This is a genomic window from Parajatrophihabitans canadensis, from assembly GCF_053764775.1.
In genome coordinates this window covers 4335288-4353837 of sequence record NZ_CM132445.1, presented here as the reverse complement: position 1 = coordinate 4353837, position 18550 = coordinate 4335288, and the positions used below count along the sequence as shown (strand labels likewise).

General features: G+C 64.5%; 20 protein-coding genes, 1 tRNA gene and 1 pseudogene. 12 read left to right on the top strand and 10 right to left on the bottom strand.

Annotation, left to right across the window (positions count from 1 at the left end; translation table 11 throughout):
- Positions 1–120: 120 nt before the first annotated feature.
- The 6 genes from ACSMXN_RS20945 to ACSMXN_RS20920 all read right to left on the bottom strand — a co-directional run bounded on the left by ACSMXN_RS20945 (position 121) and on the right by ACSMXN_RS20920 (position 7273).
- Positions 121–2232, bottom strand: a complete 2112-nt coding sequence (locus ACSMXN_RS20945) for a glycosyltransferase family 39 protein (protein ID WP_022915569.1) — start codon at positions 2230–2232, stop codon at positions 121–123.
- Complete coding sequence (locus ACSMXN_RS20940; RefSeq protein WP_455407634.1) at positions 2229–3707, bottom strand: sensor histidine kinase; 1479 nt, start codon at positions 3705–3707, stop codon at positions 2229–2231. Before ACSMXN_RS20940 ends, ACSMXN_RS20945 begins: the two co-directional genes overlap by 4 nt.
- Positions 3708–3777: 70 nt before the next feature.
- Positions 3778–4515, bottom strand: a complete 738-nt coding sequence (locus ACSMXN_RS20935; protein WP_022915567.1) for a response regulator transcription factor — start codon at positions 4513–4515, stop codon at positions 3778–3780.
- Positions 4516–4677: 162 nt separating this feature from the next.
- Positions 4678–6171 carry an aldehyde dehydrogenase family protein gene (locus tag ACSMXN_RS20930; RefSeq protein ID WP_022915566.1) on the bottom strand — a complete coding sequence of 498 codons (1494 nt, stop codon included), beginning with the start codon at positions 6169–6171 and terminating at the stop codon, positions 4678–4680.
- A 170-nt stretch (positions 6172–6341) separates the two neighbouring features.
- Complete coding sequence (locus ACSMXN_RS20925) at positions 6342–6863, bottom strand: gamma carbonic anhydrase family protein (RefSeq protein ID WP_022915565.1); 522 nt, start codon at positions 6861–6863, stop codon at positions 6342–6344.
- On the bottom strand, positions 6863–7273 hold the full coding sequence (locus tag ACSMXN_RS20920; protein WP_022915564.1) for a cupin domain-containing protein: 411 nt from the start codon (positions 7271–7273) through the stop codon (positions 6863–6865). The genes ACSMXN_RS20925 and ACSMXN_RS20920 overlap by 1 nt, the downstream gene beginning before the upstream one ends.
- Before the next feature lie 251 nt (positions 7274–7524).
- On the opposite strand from ACSMXN_RS20920, the gene ACSMXN_RS20915 reads away from it, so the two are divergent.
- On the top strand, positions 7525–8820 hold the full coding sequence (locus tag ACSMXN_RS20915) for an amidohydrolase family protein (RefSeq protein WP_022915563.1): 1296 nt from the start codon (positions 7525–7527) through the stop codon (positions 8818–8820).
- Positions 8821–8851: 31 nt separating this feature from the next.
- Here the strand turns inward: ACSMXN_RS20915 and ACSMXN_RS20910 are convergent, their stop codons facing one another.
- Both ACSMXN_RS20910 and ACSMXN_RS20905 read right to left on the bottom strand, forming a co-directional pair.
- Positions 8852–9352: an SRPBCC family protein gene (locus ACSMXN_RS20910; protein ID WP_022915562.1), complete on the bottom strand. Its 501-nt coding sequence runs from the start codon at positions 9350–9352 to the stop codon at positions 8852–8854.
- A gap of 82 nt (positions 9353–9434) precedes the next feature.
- On the bottom strand, positions 9435–9857 hold the full coding sequence (locus ACSMXN_RS20905; protein WP_022915561.1) for a TIGR03668 family PPOX class F420-dependent oxidoreductase: 423 nt from the start codon (positions 9855–9857) through the stop codon (positions 9435–9437).
- A 133-nt stretch (positions 9858–9990) separates the two neighbouring features.
- Here ACSMXN_RS20905 and ACSMXN_RS20900 point away from each other — a divergent pair.
- Positions 9991–10066 (top strand) — tRNA-Thr (locus tag ACSMXN_RS20900).
- 215 nt (positions 10067–10281) lie between these two features.
- On the opposite strand, the pseudogene ACSMXN_RS20895 reads toward ACSMXN_RS20900, so the two are convergent.
- Both ACSMXN_RS20895 and ACSMXN_RS20890 read right to left on the bottom strand, forming a co-directional pair.
- Positions 10282–11397: pseudogene (locus tag ACSMXN_RS20895) on the bottom strand (site-specific integrase); the annotation flags it as partial.
- Positions 11394–11846 (bottom strand): hypothetical protein, encoded by a 453-nt coding sequence (locus ACSMXN_RS20890; protein ID WP_155958564.1) that lies wholly within the window; start codon positions 11844–11846, stop codon positions 11394–11396. The gene ACSMXN_RS20890 and the pseudogene ACSMXN_RS20895, both read right to left, overlap by 4 nt.
- A 136-nt stretch (positions 11847–11982) precedes the next feature.
- Here ACSMXN_RS20890 and ACSMXN_RS20885 point away from each other — a divergent pair, with 136 nt between their 5' ends.
- The 10 genes from ACSMXN_RS20885 (at position 11983) to ACSMXN_RS20840 (ending at position 18547) form a co-directional block, all read left to right on the top strand.
- Positions 11983–12213 (top strand): helix-turn-helix domain-containing protein, encoded by a 231-nt coding sequence (locus ACSMXN_RS20885; RefSeq protein WP_196811453.1) that lies wholly within the window; start codon positions 11983–11985, stop codon positions 12211–12213.
- A complete protein-coding gene (locus ACSMXN_RS20880) occupies positions 12210–12485 on the top strand; it encodes a helix-turn-helix domain-containing protein (RefSeq protein WP_022915558.1) in 276 nt (91 codons plus the stop codon). The genes ACSMXN_RS20885 and ACSMXN_RS20880 overlap by 4 nt, the downstream gene beginning before the upstream one ends.
- Positions 12485–13324, top strand: a complete 840-nt coding sequence (locus ACSMXN_RS20875; protein ID WP_155958563.1) for a hypothetical protein — start codon at positions 12485–12487, stop codon at positions 13322–13324. Before ACSMXN_RS20880 ends, ACSMXN_RS20875 begins: the two co-directional genes overlap by 1 nt.
- Complete coding sequence (locus ACSMXN_RS20870; RefSeq protein ID WP_022915556.1) at positions 13321–14886, top strand: phage/plasmid primase, P4 family; 1566 nt, start codon at positions 13321–13323, stop codon at positions 14884–14886. Before ACSMXN_RS20875 ends, ACSMXN_RS20870 begins: the two co-directional genes overlap by 4 nt.
- A gap of 433 nt (positions 14887–15319) precedes the next feature.
- Positions 15320–15610: a WhiB family transcriptional regulator gene (locus ACSMXN_RS20865; RefSeq protein WP_022915555.1), complete on the top strand. Its 291-nt coding sequence runs from the start codon at positions 15320–15322 to the stop codon at positions 15608–15610.
- Positions 15600–15872 (top strand): hypothetical protein, encoded by a 273-nt coding sequence (locus ACSMXN_RS20860; protein ID WP_022915554.1) that lies wholly within the window; start codon positions 15600–15602, stop codon positions 15870–15872. The genes ACSMXN_RS20865 and ACSMXN_RS20860 overlap by 11 nt, the downstream gene beginning before the upstream one ends.
- Positions 15869–16579 carry a hypothetical protein gene (locus ACSMXN_RS20855; protein WP_022915553.1) on the top strand — a complete coding sequence of 237 codons (711 nt, stop codon included), beginning with the start codon at positions 15869–15871 and terminating at the stop codon, positions 16577–16579. The genes ACSMXN_RS20860 and ACSMXN_RS20855 overlap by 4 nt, the downstream gene beginning before the upstream one ends.
- Entirely contained in the window at positions 16579–16995 is a 417-nt protein-coding gene (locus ACSMXN_RS20850; RefSeq protein WP_455407786.1) for a helix-turn-helix domain-containing protein, read from the top strand. The genes ACSMXN_RS20855 and ACSMXN_RS20850 overlap by 1 nt, the downstream gene beginning before the upstream one ends.
- Complete coding sequence (locus tag ACSMXN_RS20845) at positions 16995–18278, top strand: E3 binding domain-containing protein (protein WP_022915551.1); 1284 nt, start codon at positions 16995–16997, stop codon at positions 18276–18278. Before ACSMXN_RS20850 ends, ACSMXN_RS20845 begins: the two co-directional genes overlap by 1 nt.
- Before the next feature lie 2 nt (positions 18279–18280).
- The gene (locus tag ACSMXN_RS20840) at positions 18281–18547 is read left to right on the top strand and encodes a hypothetical protein (RefSeq protein ID WP_022915550.1); all 267 of its coding nucleotides are present in this window, start codon (positions 18281–18283) and stop codon (positions 18545–18547) included.
- Positions 18548–18550 lie beyond the last annotated feature (3 nt).

Genomic DNA, 18550 nt, shown 5'->3' with positions numbered 1-18550 from the left:
GGTCCGCGCGGCGAATACTCATTCACCCAAGCCAAAAGTACGGCCCGATGCAACTGGCGCTCTCTGAGTGCCTAGCTGCGTCGGGCCGTACCAGTGGTCACGACTGGGACGAGATTACCCTTACTGGGTCAGGTCGTACAGTGTCACGCCGCCCACCGTGGTCGAGGTGAAGTTGCTTTCGACCCAGCTCGCAATATCCGAGGAGGCGCTGCTGCCACCCATCTGCGCTCCGAAGCCACCACCGCCGCCGCCACCGCCGCTCGCGATGAAGTAGTGGATCTTCTTGGCCGCGACATAGGCTTTGAACTGGGCCAGCGTCGGGGACGGATCACTACCGTTGAACCCGCCGATTGCCATTACCGGTTTCTGCGTCGCCAGCTGGAAACCGGCCGCACTGTTCGATCCGACCGCGGCCGCGACCCAGGTGTAGTCACCTGAATTCGCCTTGAGGGCGCTGACCACTGCAGCTGAAGGCGTGCTGGAATTCAACAGGCCGCCAGACCCGCCGCCACCAAATCCGCCACGCGCCGCACCGCCTGCTGTGCCGCCGCCAGCGGTCGGGCCGCCGCCGAAGCCACCTGCGCCGCCGCCGAACCCGCCCGTGCCGCCGCCGAAGCGCGCCCCGCCGCGGGCGCCGCCACCGCGGGCGCCTCCGCCGAAGCCCGGACCGCCGCCAAACCCGTTGGAAAACCCTGCCGGGCCAGAGGTCGGAATCGAACCTTCATGAGGTGTCGCCGCCGTCGCGATCGAAAACGCGGTCGGACCCGCGAGACCGGAGGCCAAGGCTAAGAGGGCGACAACGATCCCGATCTTCGCGGCCAGCTTCGTCAGTAGCAGCAGAAGCAACGCGGCCGCGAGCCCGACGATGAGAATCGAGTATCTCAGCCAAGGTAGCCAACTCGGATCGCGATCCAACAGGATGAATTGCCAAGCCGCGGTTACCGCCACCGTCAGTGACAAGACGACGTTCGCCGTGAAATCGTGTCGCATTCGCCATAGACCGACCGCGGTCACACCGATCACGCCACCGATGGCGGGCGCCAATGCCACGGTGTAATAGGGGTGAATGATGCCCTTGGCAAAGCTGAACACCAACGCGGTGACGACTAGCCAGCCGCCCCAGACGATCAGCGCGGCGCGGGTTCGGTTGATCCGTGGGGCCCGCCGGGTGTACCAGAGACCGATACCAAGCATGAGTAGCGAGGTCGGCAGCAACCAGGCGATCTCGCCACCCATTTCGCTGCCGAATAGCCTGCCCCAGCCGGTAGAACCCCACATCCCGCCGGCGTTTCCGCCACGTCCACCGCCTCCGACGCTTCCGGTCTCGTTACCGGTGAGCCGACCGAATCCGTTGTAACCAAGGGTTAGTTCGAGGATCGAGTTGTGTTGCGAACCGCCGATGTAGGGCCGATACCTCGCGGGCGTCAACTGGACGATCGCGATCCACCAACCCGCGGCGGCGACCATGGCACCACCGGCGATGAGCAGCTGGACGATGCGGCGCCTGACGGGGGTCGGCGCGCAGATGAGGTAGCCCAGCGCAAAGGCAGGCACGACGAGCAGCGCCTGTAGCTGCTTGGTCAGAAAGCCAAATCCGGTCAGTACGCCTACGGCGACGAGCCACTTCGTCGATGCACTTTCCAACGACCGCAGCACGCAATACGCGGCGATCGTCATCAGGAGCACGAGCAACGCATCCGGATTGTTGAACCGGAACATCAGAGCGGCTACCGGAGTCGCTGCCAGAACGGCGCCGGCGATGAGTCCGCCCGCGGCGCCCGAGGTCCGGCGCACGGCGAGGTACAGAACGCCGACCGCTGCTATGCCTTCGAGGGCCTGGGGTACCAGAATGCTCCACGAGCTCAGCCCGAAGATCCGCACCGACAGGGCCATGATCCACAGCGAAGCCGGTGGCTTGTCGACCGTGATGGAGTTGGCCGCGTCCGAGGAGCCGAAGAACATTGCCTTCCAGCTGACCGAACCGGCCTGCGCGGCCGCGGAGTAGAACGAGTTGGCATAACCGGACGCGCCTAAACCCCAGAGGTAGAGCACGGCTGTGGCGAGCAGTAACCCGAGTAGCGATGGGCGTACCCAGCGAGGGTCAGTCGTTCGACCGCGAACCAACGAGCGGCCGCGGTCGGCCCAGGAGGACCGCCGGGTGATTTGACCCGACCCGGATGCTGGCCCGGAATCACTTGGATAGCCAGGCGCGATAAGGGTATCTGTCGTCATACCTGAAGAATGTGCCCGGGTAGCCTTGCCAGAGTCTGTGAGCGCGTTGTGCTGAGTCCGTGGATCGGCAGCCGAACCTGAAAGAGCGTCTCACCCGGTTTGCTGGTAACCGTGATCTGCCCGCGATGCGCGGTCACCACAGCCGAGACGATGGCCAGGCCAAGGCCAGTGCTGCCCGCAGCCCGAGAACGTGACTCCTCGCCCCGGGAGAACCGCTCGAAGATGTCGGGCATCAGCTTCGGAGGTATTCCGGGGCCATCGTCGCGGATCTCGATGACCACGGAATCCGCCTTCTCCAGCAGGGAGATCCAGACGTTGGTGCCAGGCGGTGTATGGGTGCGGGCGTTGGCGAGGATGTTCACCAGCACCTGCTGCAGTCGGGGTTCGTCGCCGAGCACCGTGACAGGCTCCTCGCCGAGATCGAGGTGCCAGTTGTGATCGGGGCCAGCTGCGTGAGCATCGCTGACGACATCGACGGTCAACCGGGTGAGGTCGACTTCGGCGGTGGCCAGTGGGCGGCCGGCGTCAAGGCGTGCCAGCAACAGCAAGTCCTCGACCAAGGTTGTCATCCGATTTGCTTCCGACTCGACCCGGGTCATCGCGTGTGCGATGTCAGGTGGGGCAATCTCACGGCTACGCCGGGTCAACTCGGCATAGCCTCGGATCGATGCGAGTGGCGTCCGGAGTTCATGGCTGGCATCGGCAACGAACTGCCTCACCCGCGTCTCGCTCTTGTGCCTGGCGTTCAAAGCGTCGTTGACGTTCTCGAGCATCCGGTTCAGCGCGATACCGACCTGGCCCACCTCGGTATGTGGGTTGGGTTCGGTCACCCGGACGGCGAGCGCGACTTCACCTTCGTCCAAAGGCATTTCGGCGACCTTGGTCGCGGTCGCGGTGACTCGTCGCAGCGGCCTCAAGGCGAGGCGGACGATGAGCGTGCCGAGAAAGCCAGCCAGAACGAGGCCGATGAGTCCGACTGCGGTGATGATGAGCGCGAGGCGTACCACCGTGTTGTTCACCGGCGCGAGTGGCAGGCCCGTGACAATCGTAGAGCCGTCGGGCGTCTTGACCGCGAGGACCCGATAGGACCCGTAACCCGTGACGTCCATCGTTTGTGGTTTGTTGGTAGTGGGAAGCTGGATCAGCTGCGCTAATGCCTGTGGGCCGAGGTCTCGATCGAGCTCGCCGTTTGACGGCCGGAAATGGCCCTGCGGAGCGCCCGTCGGTTGGATGAATACGTTGATGGATCCATCGGGTTGGCCATTGGGGATCCGCGCCGGTCCCGACGTGGTAGTCGCTCCGAGGTTCGGCCGTTCTCCGGGAAAGCCGCCGTTCTGGTGCGGGTCGCTGGCCCGCGCACCGGCGGTCGTCAGCTGATCGTCCAGTTTTCCAACCAGAAAGCTGCGTAGCGACAACGTCGTGAACAGTCCGATCCCGACGCTGATGATGACGATGAGGCCAAGCAGGCTGGTCACCAGCCGAGCACGTAGGGTCCAATCCCGAAGCGGTCTCGGGCGAAGTCGGCCCAACGCGCGAACGTTCACATCAGCTCGCGGCGCGCAGCACGTACCCGACGCCGCGCAGGGTGTGGATCATCGGCTCGTGGCCGGCGTCGATCTTCTTGCGCAGGTAAGAAATGTAGATCTCGACGACGTTGGCCTGGCCGCCGAAGTCGTAGTTCCACACCCTATCGAGGATCTGTGCCTTGGAAAGCACCCGGCGGGGATTGCGCATCAGGTATCTGAGCAACTCGAACTCGGTTGCCGTCAGCGAGATCTCGTCGTCGCCGCGAAAGACCTCGTGGCTCTCCTCGTCCAACGTCAGGTCGCCGACAGTGAGGGTCGAGCCGCCTTTTGCGCTCGCGATCGCGGTGCGGCGCATCAGTCCACGGACGCGTGCGACAACCTCCTCGAGACTGAACGGCTTCGTCACGTAGTCATCGCCACCTGCCGTCAGCCCAGCAATCCGATCTTCGACGGCGTCCTTTGCGGTGAGGAACAGGACCGGCAGATCGGGGGAGTCGTCACGAAGACGGCGCATCACCTCCAGCCCGTTGAGGTCGGGCAGCATGATGTCGAGAACCACGGCGTCGGGTTTGAATTCCCGCGCGATACGCACCGCGCCGAGCCCGTCGTTGGCGGTTCTGATGTCCCAGCCTTCGTAGCGCAAGGCCATGGTCAGCAGATCGGCGAGGTTCGGCTCGTCGTCGACTACGAGTACCCGGACGGGCGAGCCGTCGGTACGTAGCAGCGATGCGGGGCGCGGGGCAGAGGTGGTTGTCACGATCTACACATTGTGGCAGATCGCTGGCGCGACCCTTGGTGAAGTCTGTGGTTAACCTGTGACTCCGCCGTCACCGCCCTTTATGCCATTGTGCGGCCCGAAGTTTCGGTCTGGTCGTCGCCAGCCGAGAATTCGGGCCGCACAATGCGGTTCCGGGAGGGGTCAGAGGACGGGTAGGCCGATCGTCTTGAGCTCGAGGTATTCCTCAAAACCGTGCTCGCCGTTACGCCGGCCCAGGCCGCTCTGCTTGTAGCCACCGAGCGGGCTGGTCAGCCCGAAGTACGAGCCACCGTTGACCGTCATCGTGCCGGTACGCATACGCCTGGCAACGCGGAGCGCGCGCTCTTCGTCACCGCTGCTCACCTCACCCGACAGGCCGTAGATCGTGTCGTTGGCGATGTCGATCGCTTCCTGCTCGGTGTCATACGGCGTGACCGTGATGACCGGGCCGAAGATCTCTTCCTGTCCGATTTGGGACTGCGGGTCGACGTTGGAAAGCAGCGTCGGTTGTACGAAGTAGCCAACCGGCAGGTGCTCCGGGATACCGCCGCCGGTGATCAGCGTCGCGCCCGAGGCGATGCCGGACTGGATCAGGCCGAGCACCTTCTGCCGCTGCGTCTCGCTGATGGACGGGCCCTGGAAGTTGTTCGGGTCCCACGGGTCGCCGTACGGGAAGTTCTCCATGGTGGCCTTGAGCAGTGCCAGGCCTTCGGCGTAGCGCGAGCGGGGCAGCAGAATCCGGCTGGCCAGCGTGCAGCTCTGACCCGACATCGCACACGCACCGGCGGCCGCCATCGGCAATACCGTCTCGAAATTGGCATCGTCGAGCACGATGTGGGTTGATTTTCCGCCGAGCTCGAGGAAGACCTTCTTGATGGTCGGGGCACCGGCAGCGAGCACCCGGCGTCCAGTCGCGGTCGAGCCGGTGAAGGTAATCATGTCGACCCGAGGGTCTGTCGAGAGCGCTGCGCCGACTTCGTTGGCGTTGGAGATGACGACGTTGAAGATGCCCGGCGGGATGTCGGTCTTCTCGGCGACGATTCGGCCGAGTTCGCTGCCAGACCACGGGGTCAGCTGTGCGGGCTTGAGGACGACGGCGTTGCCTGCCATCAACGCAGGTACGGACTCGGCGATGTTGAGATACAGCGGGCAGTTCCACGGCGTGATCGCGCCGACGACGCCGACCGGGTCGTATTGCAACAGGCGGCGGGCCTGAACGCCGCCGATGCTGTCATGCACACCGGTGTCGCGCTCGTACTCGAAGTTCTTGCCGAACTCGGGCCAGTGGCCGGCCTCGGTGATCGGGAATTCGAGCTGGATGGAGTGCGTGGTCGCGATCGGTGTGCCCACCTCGGTCACGATGATCCGGCGGAGACGCTCCTTCTCTTCGACGAGTGCGTCGCGGAGCTGGATCAAGCAGTGGTACCGGAAGTCGACATCTCGTGACCAGTCGGTCGTATCGAAGGCTTTACGTGCCGCGCCGACCGCACGCTCCATGTCGGCCACCACGCCGTCGGTTGCCTGGCCTGCGACCTCCTCGGTGGCCGGGTTGATCACGTCGAACTTTGCGCCGCTCGCGGTGTACTGCAGTTCGCCGTCGATGAGCATGCGCTCGTCACCGGCAAGAACGCCGGTCTCGTTCTGAAGGGCGGTCATCGTGGTCCTCTCGGCTCTGTCGTGGTCAGCTCGGACGGATCAAGCCGGGCCGTCGGGCCCGGTACGAAGGTGCTGGTTGGAACTTGATGGTTAGAAAGTAATCAATCAATGCGGTTTTGTCGCCGTTGACAAAGTTCGGCGACTCCGATCTTCACTTACTGAACGGGCCTTCAGTCCAGTGAGCGCAATCCGGCGGAATACCGTTTCGCCAGCTTGCGGTAGGTCTCGCCGTTGTCGTCGACCCAATGGCGCGCGGACTCGGTCAGCGGGCCACGCACCTTTGCGGGCGTACCCATCGCCATCACCCCGTCCGGGATTACGGCATTCGGCGGCACGGTCGACCCGGCGGCTATCAGCGAGCGGCTACCGACCCGAGCGCCGTCGAGGACGATGGCGCCATTACCGATCAAGGTCTCTGCACCGACCTTCGCACCGTGTACGAGAGACATATGCCCGAGTGTTGCGCCCGGCCCGATCTCGGTGAAGTCCGCCCCGCCGTGTAGTACGGCGCCGTCCTGGACATTTGCGCCCGCACGAATGGTGATAGGCCCGTAGTCAGCGCGGATGACGACGTTGAACCAGATAGAGGCATTCTCCTCGACTATGACCTCGCCTATGAGGACGGCGGTCGGCGCTATGAAGGCGGTCGGATGAATTGAGGGCTCGTGCTCCTCGAAGGCGAATAGGGGCACTACTGAGCACCTGAATTCGAATCCGAATTGGGCAGTGCGCTTATGTCGGGGAATTCGTAACCGCCGGTCGTGACCGTCAGATGAGCCATCGGTCCGTCGGCCAGAGCGCCATGGGTATGCAACTCGCCAGGCGGAGTGATCACAAGATCGCCGGGTCCGATCGATACGCGTTCATCGGCGGTCTCGACGAAGCCGTGCCCAGACAGCACCACGATGAGCTGGCCGCCGAGATGCGAATGGGCTGGTGCGCGCCCGCCGGCGGTGAGCGTGACCAGCCCGACATCCAGGGGTTCGCCGTTGGTAGGCCCTTCCAGCCAATTCACGTTCAGACCGACTTCGGGGTCGGGCAGCACGGTCGAAAGCTGATCGACCTGGTCCGAGCGGAATACCTTCATACGAAGTTCGTCCATTTCTGTGATTGTGCATTGGCGGGGGACAAACATTGGCGGCGGCTTAGACGGGTTGGACGGCTTAGGCGGCTCAGCCCGCCAAATTCTGCGATGTTAGCGTGCCCGATCGCTGGACCTCCGATTGTGGCGTATTAGCGCTTGCTACCCCCTTGCTGCGGCCGCGTGGTGAGAGCAACATCAAGTTCAGGAAACATGCTCGCAATACTTCCGTCGGCATAAGCCGACGTCGGCCACTGCCGCTGGAGGTTCTAATGCGCATTGAAGACATGATTCTGATCAGCGTGGACGATCACGTAGTCGAGCCCCCCTCGATGACGGAATACATCCGTGATCACGTACCCGCGAAGTTCAAGGACAGGGCCCCTCGGGTGATCCGCCGCGAGGACGGCACAGACGCCTGGCTCATCGAGGGCAACGAGATCCGTACGTTCGGCCTGAACGCCGTCATGGGTAGGCCGCCGGAGGAGTGGGGCAGCGACCCGGACACGTTCGAGGACGTCCGGCCGGGCACGTACGACATCCACGAGCGCATCCGCGACATGAACGCCAACGGCGTGCTGGCCGGTATGAACTTCTCCTCCTGGCCCGGCCTCGGAGGTCAGTTCTTCGTCACGAACGACGATCACGAATTCGCCGCCGCCATCCTGCGTGCCTACAACGACTGGCACATCGACGAGTGGTGCGGCGCCTATCCGGGACGGATGATCCCGTTGGCCCTGTCCGGCTTCGCGGTGGGACCGGAGTTCATGGCTTCGGAGATTCGTCGGGTCGCCGAGAAGGGTTGCCACGCAATCTCCTTCCACCCGGAACCGCACCGCTTCGGGATGCCCGACATCCACGGTGACGAGTGGGATCCGGCGTACCAGGCTTGCCAGGACGTCGACAGCGCCGTGGTGTTCCACTTTGGCGCGGTCCCGAACTTCATGCCGCGGTCCCCGTTCGACGTTCTCATCCACACCATGCCGTTCGCGACTGGCATCTTCGCAGCCGAGCTGCTCTGGTCCCAGGTGTTGCGTAAGTTCCCGACGCTGCGCTTCGCGCTCGCTGAAGGTGGCATCGGCTGGATTCCGTACTGGCTCGAGCGGGCCGACTACACCTACCAGCACCATCACCTGTGGACGCATCAGGAATTCGGCGGCAAGCTGCCGAGCGAGGTGTTCCGCGAGCGGGTTCTCACCTGCTTCATCGATGACACAACCGGTCTGGAAATGCGCAACAGGATCGGCATCAACAACATCTCGTGGGAGTGCGACTACCCACACTCCGACGCCACCTGGCCGCAGTCGCCCGAGATCCTGATGAAGTCCCTGGAGGCCGCGAAGCTTTCCGACGACGAGATCAACAAGGTCACCTGGGAGAACGCAAGCCGGTTCTACCGGTTCGATCCGTTCGCCAATGTCACGCGGGATCAAGCCACGGTCGGCGCGCTGCGTGCACAGGCGACCGATGTCGACACGACGCCACGCAACTACGGCGATGCACACGGCGAGATCCCGTCCAGTTGGAAGGACATTCCCGGACGGGCGCCCGCATCGGCGTCCAGCTGATCCCGTAGGTCGCTATAGCTGGCTGGAGATACTAGCTCGGCGCGCTGTTGGCGCTCAGCTGTATCTCCAGCTTCGCTACGGCCTTTCGCATTGTTGATGCGCCGAGCTTGCCCATCAGCGCTGCCATCGGTTTGGCCGCCGGAGCCATGTCGAGCGCGACCGTCCACGTGAGGAGGGTGCCGCCTTCTTGTGGCTCGAGCCGGTAGTCCTCGGCCATTGCGCGGACGCCGGGCATCGTTGCCCGGCTGATGTAGAAGGCCCAATGGCTGGGTTCGTCCCAGGCGATCACGGTCTCGAGCAGGCTCATACCCCGCATCGTCATCTCGCGTTGCGAGCCGACCGAGTTCGGCGCCGGCGTGACGTAACGCCCGGTTTTGGAGAAACCGGGAAACCAGTTTCCCCAGCCGGCTGGGTCATCGGCGACGGCCGCGAAGACAGCCGCCGGTGGCTGTGAGATGGGAATCTGTACGACGTCCTTGTACTGCGCGGTCTCGAAGAAATCGAGGCCGACCTGCCTAAGGTTCTTTGCCATGGCAGCAACCTAGTGTGGCGACCCGCGGCTCACAAGACACTGGGCTGAGTGGATGCTTCAGGCCTGGTGAGGCTCGACTGCTTCAGAGTTCGTTTGCTGCCCATCCGGACCACCGAGAAACCTCGACGGCCAGGACGGGCCCGGGTGGGCGTTGTTCTCGATGCTGGGGATAGCGCTCGGCCAGACTGTCGATCGCCCGGGTCGCTTCGGCGGAGTCGGGCGGCAGCACCGTGCCGACGCCATCGGCGCGCGCCCACCACAGACGGCTCCAGTTGGCATCGTCGTAGTGGTCGGCGAGCAGGCATACCGCGGGGTTGATGCTCACGTTGGCCAGCCGGCGAAGTTCGGGGCTCCGCTTTGGCTTGGCGTCGACGGCGCTGTAGATGACCTCGCCTATGACGACGAAGACGATCGGAACGAGGTGCGGCACCCCGGAGGCGTCAACGGTGGCCAACCGGGCTACCCGGGCTTCGCTGAAGCGTTGCTTTGCGTCGGTTGGGCGCATCACGCAGCCGCTTCGACGTGTCGGACGAACGGGCAGACCACGCAGATACGGTATCTCGGTGGCAGGCAGCCCCGGATTTAACCGTTGTGTGTCCGACCCGCTAAACTTCCCGGGTCCGTAGCTTGCTGCGAACGCCGCCTTAGCTCAGTCGGCAGAGCGTCTCACTCGTAATGAGAAGGTCTAGGGTTCGATTCCCTAAGGCGGCTCCATCTAGGCCCCGAATGTCGGGGCTTCCGTCGTTTTCGGGGCCGTTTTCTTTATCAAGCTCGTCATTGATGGTCACCGATTGGTCACGCGTGCTGGTTGTCCGGTTGCGCGGCACCAGTGCGGTGGCCCGCTCGGCAGCGTCCTTGCCTACGCCCTCGAGCAGGTGCGAATAGGTGTCGACGGTGACGCCGATCGAGCTGTGACCGAGCAGCTTGGACACGAGTGCGATATCCGTGCCAGATGCCAGCAGCAACGACGCGCGGCTGTGCCGTAGGTCGTGGAGGCGCGCCTCGCGCACCCCGACGTCCTTCACCAAGCGCTTGAATTTGCGCGTCATGCTGTCTGGCGGGATCGGCGAGCCGTCCTCGCGGGCGAACACCAGATCATGATCTACATAGAGCTCGCCCCATTGAGCCTTTTCGAGATCCTGGCTGAGCTTGTGCGCCATCAGCACACCCACCAGGCCGGCGTCCAGGTCTACCCGTCGGTGCTCGCCGCTGCGCGTCTTGATCGGGCCGAATACCGCGCCGCTGTGTGCGCCTCCGCAGTATGGGCACGGCTGCCGGCCAGCTGCGTGTGAAACCTGCTCGCGCAGCACGGCGCGCGCCTTGTCGAAATCGACGTCGGCCCAGCGGAGTCCGAGAATCTCGCCGCGGCGGCCGGCGGTACCGGCAACCGTTTCGAAGTACGCGCCGAGCGTATCTTTCACCGCGGTGTCGAGGAAGGCGCCGAGGTCCTCGACCTCCCATGGCTGAACCTTCGGACGTCTGGCCGAGGGCAGCTCAACATCGACAGCGGGGTTGTACGCGATCAGCCTGCGTTTCTTAGCCGTGCCGAGTGCGCTGCGCAGGGTCGCGTGAATTCGGCGAACGGAAGCCGGCCCGACGCTACGCCGGCCCGCTCGGGGCTTGCTGATCTCGGCCAGCATGGCCTCGACGTGCGCAGGCCGTAGATCCTTGAGCCTGAGGTGCCCGATCGTCGGCACGAAATATTGCTCGATGTGCTGGCGATAGCTGGTGACCGTGGTCGAACGCAGGCCGTTGGCTTCCTTGTCGTCTATCCATTGCGCGAGAAACGTCTTGACGGTCTGTTTTTCGTCGTGCGTCGCCAGGCCTTTTGCCGCCTGATCGACGAGCTCGGCCAGCGCGTCTTCGGCGTCCTTCCTCGTGGCGAAGCCGCTGCGTTTGACCTGCCGGCGCTTGCCGGTGCTCGGATCGCGGCCGGCGTCGGCGACGAACGACCATGAGCCGTGGCGGAGTTTGCAAGCGAGCCTCTCGCCCTTTTGCGAGTAGATGGGTGCGCAGCTGCACCGCTTCACGACACTGCCTTTCATCCCTTGCCACCCTTCTGCCCAAACATGTCTCGCGCGGTGTCCCGCCAGCGGCGCATGGTCGCATCACCTATCGGGGGGTTCCACTGATTTCGCATCCATTTGATCTCGCGACCGGGCGACTCAACGAGGGCCCGCTGCCACAGCTCCCAAACGTGTCTGAAGTGCTCGGGTGAATGGCCCGCGGGGCCTGGTCGCGGTGGTCTTGGGGCCAGAGTGCGCGGATCAACATAACCTTGCAGCGATCGCGCCATATCGACCGCTTCGGACAGCAAGGGTCGGCGCAGATCTCTGGCCCGCAACTCGCCCCCGTCCCGGCGTATGACCTTGATGCCGCTAGCCCAAATGCGCTCGCCAGTTTGCTCGAGGCGCAGCGCCACCTCGAGTTCGGGCGCGTCGTCGATCTCCGCACGGGCCCACCATCCGCCGTCGTCTGAACTTTGCTTCGGCATGCCGTTACCGTAGCCGACCCATGAGCCAAATGCAAGGCCATGCGCACAACCGCGCTCATAACTCGCGCACTCGATCCATCGACACGAGTAATACCTGTCATGCATGCTCAAAACACAAACGATCGAGGAGGTGCACATGGGCGCTCTATTGGCCGAAGTTCGGGCCGCTCGGACTTTTCCAGGGCCGTCGATGGCAAGAGCTATTAGGCAGACAGCAGGCGTCAGTCGCAAGCGGCTCGCCGAGGAGCTGGGCGTACACGAGATGACGGTGGCGCGCTGGGAAACCGGGCAGCGTAGCCCTCGCGGCGAGCTCAAGGCTCGCTACGGCCAATTGTTGGCAGGTCTGCAGAAGGTGACCACGTCATGACTCGCGACGAGCTGCTGCAGCTACCCACCGTTGTCAGTGTGCCGGTCGCCGCGGATGCGTTCGGCATGGGCGTCAACAAGGCCTATGAGCTGATCCGGGACGGGACGTTTCCCGTGGCACCACTACGCGTGGGCCGGCTGATCAAGATCCCAACGGAATCATTGCGCGAGGCGTTGGGCATTAGCCCCAGACACAGCGAGAGCGCGACCACCACAGTCGCGCCCATCGCCACCACGACCTCGCCGGCCACCAAGTCGGAAGGATGCCCTTGATGGTAAGCGAACTTCTCACCTGCGGCACCAAACCGCCGAGACGCCCAAAGCCGATTGACTTATTCGCCAACGACTGGACGTGCCAGATAGTCCGTCAAGCCGTCGATGGCGACTGGGTTCCGTGGGCATCGTGGGTCGAGGCCGCTTTCACCCTGTTGCCGGGCCACCGTGCGCGCCGCGACACAACTGACGCGCTCGCTATGTGGCGGTCGGTTCGCGAGCAGGTACTGCTATCGCTCGACAAACTCGGTCTCGAATCGACCGTTGTGCGAACCGATGAGGCGCTGCCCGTTGCGCTGCAGGACCATTATGGTGATCGAGCCGGGCTCGTGCATGTTCACCGAAACCTTGATGAGAATTACCCCTACGTGCCCAGCATTCCCAGCGCTGTGCTGCTTGCGGACTCGAGGGCCTCACGCCATGAGCTGGCGATGCTCACGACCTATCGCCTTGTCCCCGCACAAGGTCGGATTCCGCTGCAGTTGCGGGAGTTTTGCGGGCAAACGGCCAGCTATCTGAGCGACCGCCTTGCCCACGTGGAGAGTTGGCGCGATCATTTGCGCGTCTGGAGCACCCTCGACGGCGCCCCCGTTCTCAGCGCCGAGCCCTACAACTACACCCGTGAGCCAGCGCGCCTGGTGGCCGACATCCGCGAGGCCGTCGCGGCCAACGCCCTGCCGCTTGCCGTGGATGGCCCTTATCCCGGCGTGTGGTCTGAGTCGGCCGTGCTGGCCTTCATTCACCATGACATCGACGGTCCGCCACTGCCCGCGGTCTATCCGGGCGCCGACACGCAGCTGGGCGCGTTTGGCCCCCTGGCGCTTGGCGGTCCCCGATGACCGCCGACACACATCCCGAATTCTTTACCCAACTCAATCTCGCCGCAGTGCTAGCGAATGATGAATTCCGAGGCCGGTACCGGTGGGCAAAGGGGCTCGCTTGGCTCGCCTGGGACGGCCGGCGCTGGGCAGAATGCCCCGAGGAGGCGGTGGTCGAGGTCGCGAGGATCTGGGCGCTGCGAAACGTCAGTAAGGCTGTCGGCGATCACCGCACGGGCCGGGCGCCAGATAGCGCGGCTGTGGGCCGGTGGCTCAAAACGGCACAGGCAGCGGGCAGCCTGCGCGCGATCGTCGGACTTGCCAAGGGTGTTGCCGGCATCATCACGCCGGCGTCCGCCTTCGATCGGTACCCCGATCTGCTCAACACCCCGACTGGCGTCGTGGACCTCCGCACGGGCACGCTGTCAAAGCACGATCCTGAGCTACTGCTGACAAAGATCACCCGCGCCGACTATGTGCCCCGCAAGGTGCATCCGGACTGGCTCGCCGCGCTGGAGGCAATTCCGCAGGATTGCCGCGCCTACGTACAGCTGCGCTACGGCCAAGCCATCACTGGGCACATGACGCCCGACGACAAGCTGCTGGTGCAGCAGGGCTCTGGCGAAAACGGCAAGACCACGGTCATGGGCGCCATTGCGGCGGCCTTGGGTGAGTACTACACGCATGTGTCCGACCGAGTGATTCTGGGTAATCCGAACGATCACCCAACCGAGATGATGGAATTGCGCGGCGCGCGGCTCGCCGGTGTCGAAGAGACACCCGAGACGAGGCAACTGTCCGTGGCTCGACTGAAAAAGCTCATTGGAACGCCCAAGATCACAGCCCGGCTGATTCGTCGGGACAGCGTGACGTTCGACGCCAGCCACACTCTGGTCGTATCGACGAACTACACGCCCTTGGTGCAGGAAACCGATCACGGAACCTGGCGCCGCCTCATGCTGCTGCGCTATCCATATCGCTTTCGCAAGGAGCAGGAGAAGCTCGAGCATTCGACTGACCGCCGAGGTGATCCAGGCCTGCGAGATCGCGTGTGCCGTGATGACGCCGCAAGCGCCGCCGTGTTGAAGTGGCTCGTTGACGGCGCGGTGGCCTGGTACGCGTTTGACCGAGTCATGCCGCCAGAGCCTGTCCGGATCAAGACCGACACCGACCTATGGCGGCGCGAGGCGGACCTGGTTCTCGCCTATATCGACGAGCGCATGGTCCTGGACCCAGCAGGGCATGTCATGGCCACGGAGCTGTTGGCCGATTTCAACGAATGGTTGCGTTCGCACGGCCATCGCGAATGGGGCGACAAGATGCTGGTTTCGCGGTTCACGGGGCACGACGCTCTCAGCGGGAATGTCGAGAAACAGAAGATCCGTCACCGGCCTGGACTGTCCAGGCCGACGGCCACCTGGAGCATGACGGCGCTTCCCGCTCCCGCGGTGTATGCCGCGTGGCTGGGCCTGCGTTTTGCAGAGGTCGAAGAGCCGCCGCTCGCCTCTCGCAGGCCCCAGAATCTCGAGCTTGTTCCAGCTGTTCCGGGTTCCACCCTTAACGCTATAGAAGGCCTCTCATGAGGGGTAACCGGGGGACCCGGAACATCCGGAACACGAGCACGTCAGGAGCCGGCGAACAACGAGCCGGGTTGCTAGCCCGCGGACCCATGGAGACCCCGATCTACGTCCGACCCATGGATGCCCCCGTGGACGTCCGACCCTGCGCGTCACCTGGCGCGAAACGGGCCCGGTTGCTAGCCGGCCGACCCGTCGGCACCCCTTCCGGCCTGGGACCTATCGGCACTCGGTTGGCTGGGTTCAAATCACTCCACGTTGCCCGCCTTGGCGATAAACCGCGTGACTCCGCCACCTATCGACAGCCGCGCCGGCGGGCAACCTATCGACAGACGCTCGGACCTCCCGCACGTGACCACCGTGTGACCAGGGCGGATGTCGCCCAGCAATTGCGGACGGTCGGTCCGGCACGCCTCATATCGAATGAGAAGGCCGCGACGTGAGGGCCGCTGAGCGCCTCCAGGGGGCGCTGCTCGAGCTGGCCGATACCGGCGGGACCACGCCGTGCCAGGCGGACCCTGAGGCTTGGTTCGAGGGCCATCCCGAACAGTTGGCCAGCGCAGCCGCGAGGTGCGCAGGCTGCCCGATCATGACTGATTGCGCCGCCGCCGCGGATGAGAACAACGAACGGATCGGCGTCTGGGGTGGCCAGGATCGCGCCGTGACCAAGCGGCGGGAAGTCACGGAGTACTACCGCGCCCGGCGCGAGGCGGTGGCCAATGGCAGCTAGTGACGACGGATTGCTGCCCTCGCTTGGGCCCATCGATGTGTCGCGGTTCGTCCTGGACCTTGCCGAGGCCCGCCTGCGAGGCGACCCCGAGCTGATCGCTCTGGTCGACGCGCTATCTCGGCTGGCGGCCTTGCTCATCGAAATGATGCTGCACGGGATCCAGCTCCAGGGTCTTGAAACCAGCTGGTTGATCGATCGCATCCGCGCCCATCAAGACACACGGGCGGATCTCGCCGCCCTCGACAGAGGAGAACGCCCATGACGATAAAGACGTTCGAGGGGCTGCACCAGGATCAGATCTACTCGATCCTGTTCATGCGTCACCTGGATCACGCGCCCGCTGAGATAGCAGCGATCACGCAGGCGAGCACCGCGCAGATTCGCAGGGTGATCGAGTCGTTCGAGTACGACCCGGCCACTAAAACGGCGACGCTGCGAACGACTGCGCAGAAGGCAACCGGCCGGCCGAGACTCTTGAGGCCAGATCAGATCGACACCGTGCTGGAGATGCGCGAGGGTGGCGAGTCGTTCCGTGCGATCGGCGCCGTGCTCGGCGTATCGGGCGACACGGTGCGAAATTCGCTCAAGCGCCTGGAGGATCACGCCGAGGACGAGCCCGAGACCGGGCCGGCGGCTGAAGTGGAGGTACCGGACCCTGTGACCTGGCCGCCGCCCGAGGGCGTCAACCCAGAGTGGCGGTCGGTGCGGGTGAGAGGCGAAGGCGGCGACCCCCGCGATACCGGCATGGTCAAGGTGCGGCCGGCGCGGTTGTGGGGCAAGACGGTCCTGATCACCGCCGAGGGCCGGGTCTATTGCGATTACTGCCATGAGCTGGTCACGCCGGCTGAGCTGGCGACAAAGGGCACACGGCACCGCTCGATCGCGCCGGCGTTCTCCGCGGTACAGCCGGGCGAATTGCTGCCGATGAGCGGCGATTCGCACGCACCTGCGCAGGTTCCGCCGTGGTGATGCTCGGCGACGGTGCGGTGGAGCTGCCCGGCGGCGTAATGGTGTTGTGGGGCCCCGGCGCGATGATCGCGGACCAGGCCATGCGGGCGGCGGTAGCGAGTCAACGACGCAACGGACTGCCGGTTAGGGCCCAGGTGCAGAGTGTCGCCGATCTCGCTTCCCGTTGCGCGCAAATGGCATCTGCTACTTCCGCCCACGGAAGTGCGGAAGTTCCGCACGTGCTCGATCTGCAAGAGTCCCTTTCAGACAACGCGATATCGACCGAGGAGGCCCGCAAGATGCTCGGATGTACGGAGCGAAACGTGCGGGATCTGTGCAAGCGCGGCGTATTGGAATCGGCCCGGTTGATCGATGGTCGCTGGCGGATAGACCGTGCCGAGGTCCACGGGCGCGCAAGAAAACAGGAGGCAGGCTGATGGCCACCCTGCTCGGCGTCGAGCTGGCCAAGGTCGGCACCTGGGACACGTCCACCGGCATCTGGTCACCAACGGCGTCGGACTTCGCCGCGGCCGTCGCCGCACAGCACGAGCCTGACGTACGCGCTCCAGTCGTGAAAATCGGCCACACCGATCCCCGTTTCGATGGTGAGCCGGCGTTGGGTTCGGTCCGCAACCTCCGCACCACCGAAGACGGACAGACGCTGATCGGCGACATACTCGGGATGCCGACGTGGCTGGCTGATTCGGTCCGCGACCGGTGGCCCTCTAGGTCGGTCGAATGTTCGCTGGAGGCCACGACCGCCAGCGGGAACACCTACGCGATGGTGCTCGACGCCGTAGCCCTGCTTGGCGTTACGGCCCCGGGTGTGACCGGCCTGGCGGACCTGCCGGCTCTGATCGCCGCAAGCAAAATGGCCGCGCGCCTGCCGGCCGAACGCAGGATCGCAGCCTCTATGGCTGCGCCAACACCACATTCGATTGCACAAGAAAGCAGGAACACCATGACAGATACCCGGACTTATACGCCGGCCGTGCTCAAGGTGGCGATGACCTACGGCGTTGACCTTGCGACCGTTCAGGCAACCGGTCCCGGCGGACGCGTGAGCCTGAGGGACGTCGAGGCTGCGGCAGCGCCAACGCGCGCTATCGTCGCCCAGAGCAAAACGCATACACGCGCTGAGGGCGTGGCCGCGGCGTCCGGCCAGACGGTCGAGGTGGTTTCGCGCTTCACAGGCAAACGCATCCAGCTCAACCCCCGTGCTGCCAACCCGTTGGTGGACGATCTGCGGATCTCGAGCCCGTCGAACTACGCCCTGGCAAAGACAGAAGCAACTATGCCGACGCTATTCGAAAGTGGCGACACACCGCCGTTCTGCGGGACGGACATTGACCCCAGGATGCTGCTGCAGCTGCCTTGGCAAGCGCGCCACCCGGCCGCTCGTGAGACCAACCGGGCGCGCGCGATGGAGATATTCGAGGCCTGCGCAGGCCCCTACGGCGACGCAGAAGCCGCCACGCGCTACGGCGCTGATCCAGACAACCAGGAATACTTTTCCCGGGTACGTCAATGGGCCTCTGGCCAACTGGCCGCGCGCGATACCTACACCGGCGAGCTAAAGGCCTCGGCAGGCTCATCCACCCGCGCATCGGCCGAGGATGACGCCTACCGGGCGCTTTACCCAGCGGCAGAGGAAGATGCGCGCTCGGCGGCGATCGCCCGCGCCAGTGCCGGGGCCACCGCGCCTGGTCTGAGGTTCTGAGAATGGCGCCGACGAGTAAGCAGCTGCTCGTACAGCTCTCTGGCACAGATACCCAGTTCACGCTGCTGCCCCTCGAGGGCGAGACGACCGATGAGATGGAGATCCGCATCCGCAAAGCGCTCGCAGCTGGCGAGCCGCTCGAATTCGCCGGGCAGTCCGACGAACGTGCGGCACGCGGCGGCCAGATCAAGACCCAGACAAGCTACCGCCACATCGTGCCCGCGGGCGCCGTCGTTGCATTACGCATCTCGACGACGGTCCAGGGCTGAAAG

Excerpts from the sequence above, each read along its gene's own strand:
- ACSMXN_RS20840 (WP_022915550.1), top strand. The coding sequence starts at position 18,281 with ATGGCGCCGACGAGTAAGCAGCTGCTCGTACAGCTCTCTGGCACAGAT.
- ACSMXN_RS20845 (WP_022915551.1), top strand. The coding sequence starts at position 16,995 with ATGGCCACCCTGCTCGGCGTCGAGCTGGCCAAGGTCGGCACCTGGGAC.
- ACSMXN_RS20920 (WP_022915564.1), bottom strand. The coding sequence starts at position 7,273 with ATGGACGAACTTCGTATGAAGGTATTCCGCTCGGACCAGGTCGATCAG.
- ACSMXN_RS20880 (WP_022915558.1), top strand. The coding sequence starts at position 12,210 with ATGACTCGCGACGAGCTGCTGCAGCTACCCACCGTTGTCAGTGTGCCG.
- ACSMXN_RS20910 (WP_022915562.1), bottom strand. The coding sequence starts at position 9,352 with ATGGCAAAGAACCTTAGGCAGGTCGGCCTCGATTTCTTCGAGACCGCG.
- ACSMXN_RS20890 (WP_155958564.1), bottom strand. The coding sequence starts at position 11,846 with ATGCCGAAGCAAAGTTCAGACGACGGCGGATGGTGGGCCCGTGCGGAG.
- ACSMXN_RS20905 (WP_022915561.1), bottom strand. The coding sequence starts at position 9,857 with ATGCGCCCAACCGACGCAAAGCAACGCTTCAGCGAAGCCCGGGTAGCC.
- ACSMXN_RS20945 (WP_022915569.1), bottom strand. The coding sequence starts at position 2,232 with ATGACGACAGATACCCTTATCGCGCCTGGCTATCCAAGTGATTCCGGG.
- ACSMXN_RS20885 (WP_196811453.1), top strand. The coding sequence starts at position 11,983 with ATGGGCGCTCTATTGGCCGAAGTTCGGGCCGCTCGGACTTTTCCAGGG.
- ACSMXN_RS20930 (WP_022915566.1), bottom strand. The coding sequence starts at position 6,171 with ATGACCGCCCTTCAGAACGAGACCGGCGTTCTTGCCGGTGACGAGCGC.
- ACSMXN_RS20915 (WP_022915563.1), top strand. The coding sequence starts at position 7,525 with ATGCGCATTGAAGACATGATTCTGATCAGCGTGGACGATCACGTAGTC.
- ACSMXN_RS20875 (WP_155958563.1), top strand. The coding sequence starts at position 12,485 with ATGGTAAGCGAACTTCTCACCTGCGGCACCAAACCGCCGAGACGCCCA.
- ACSMXN_RS20855 (WP_022915553.1), top strand. The coding sequence starts at position 15,869 with ATGACGATAAAGACGTTCGAGGGGCTGCACCAGGATCAGATCTACTCG.
- ACSMXN_RS20850 (WP_455407786.1), top strand. The coding sequence starts at position 16,579 with ATGCTCGGCGACGGTGCGGTGGAGCTGCCCGGCGGCGTAATGGTGTTG.
- ACSMXN_RS20870 (WP_022915556.1), top strand. The coding sequence starts at position 13,321 with ATGACCGCCGACACACATCCCGAATTCTTTACCCAACTCAATCTCGCC.
- ACSMXN_RS20860 (WP_022915554.1), top strand. The coding sequence starts at position 15,600 with ATGGCAGCTAGTGACGACGGATTGCTGCCCTCGCTTGGGCCCATCGAT.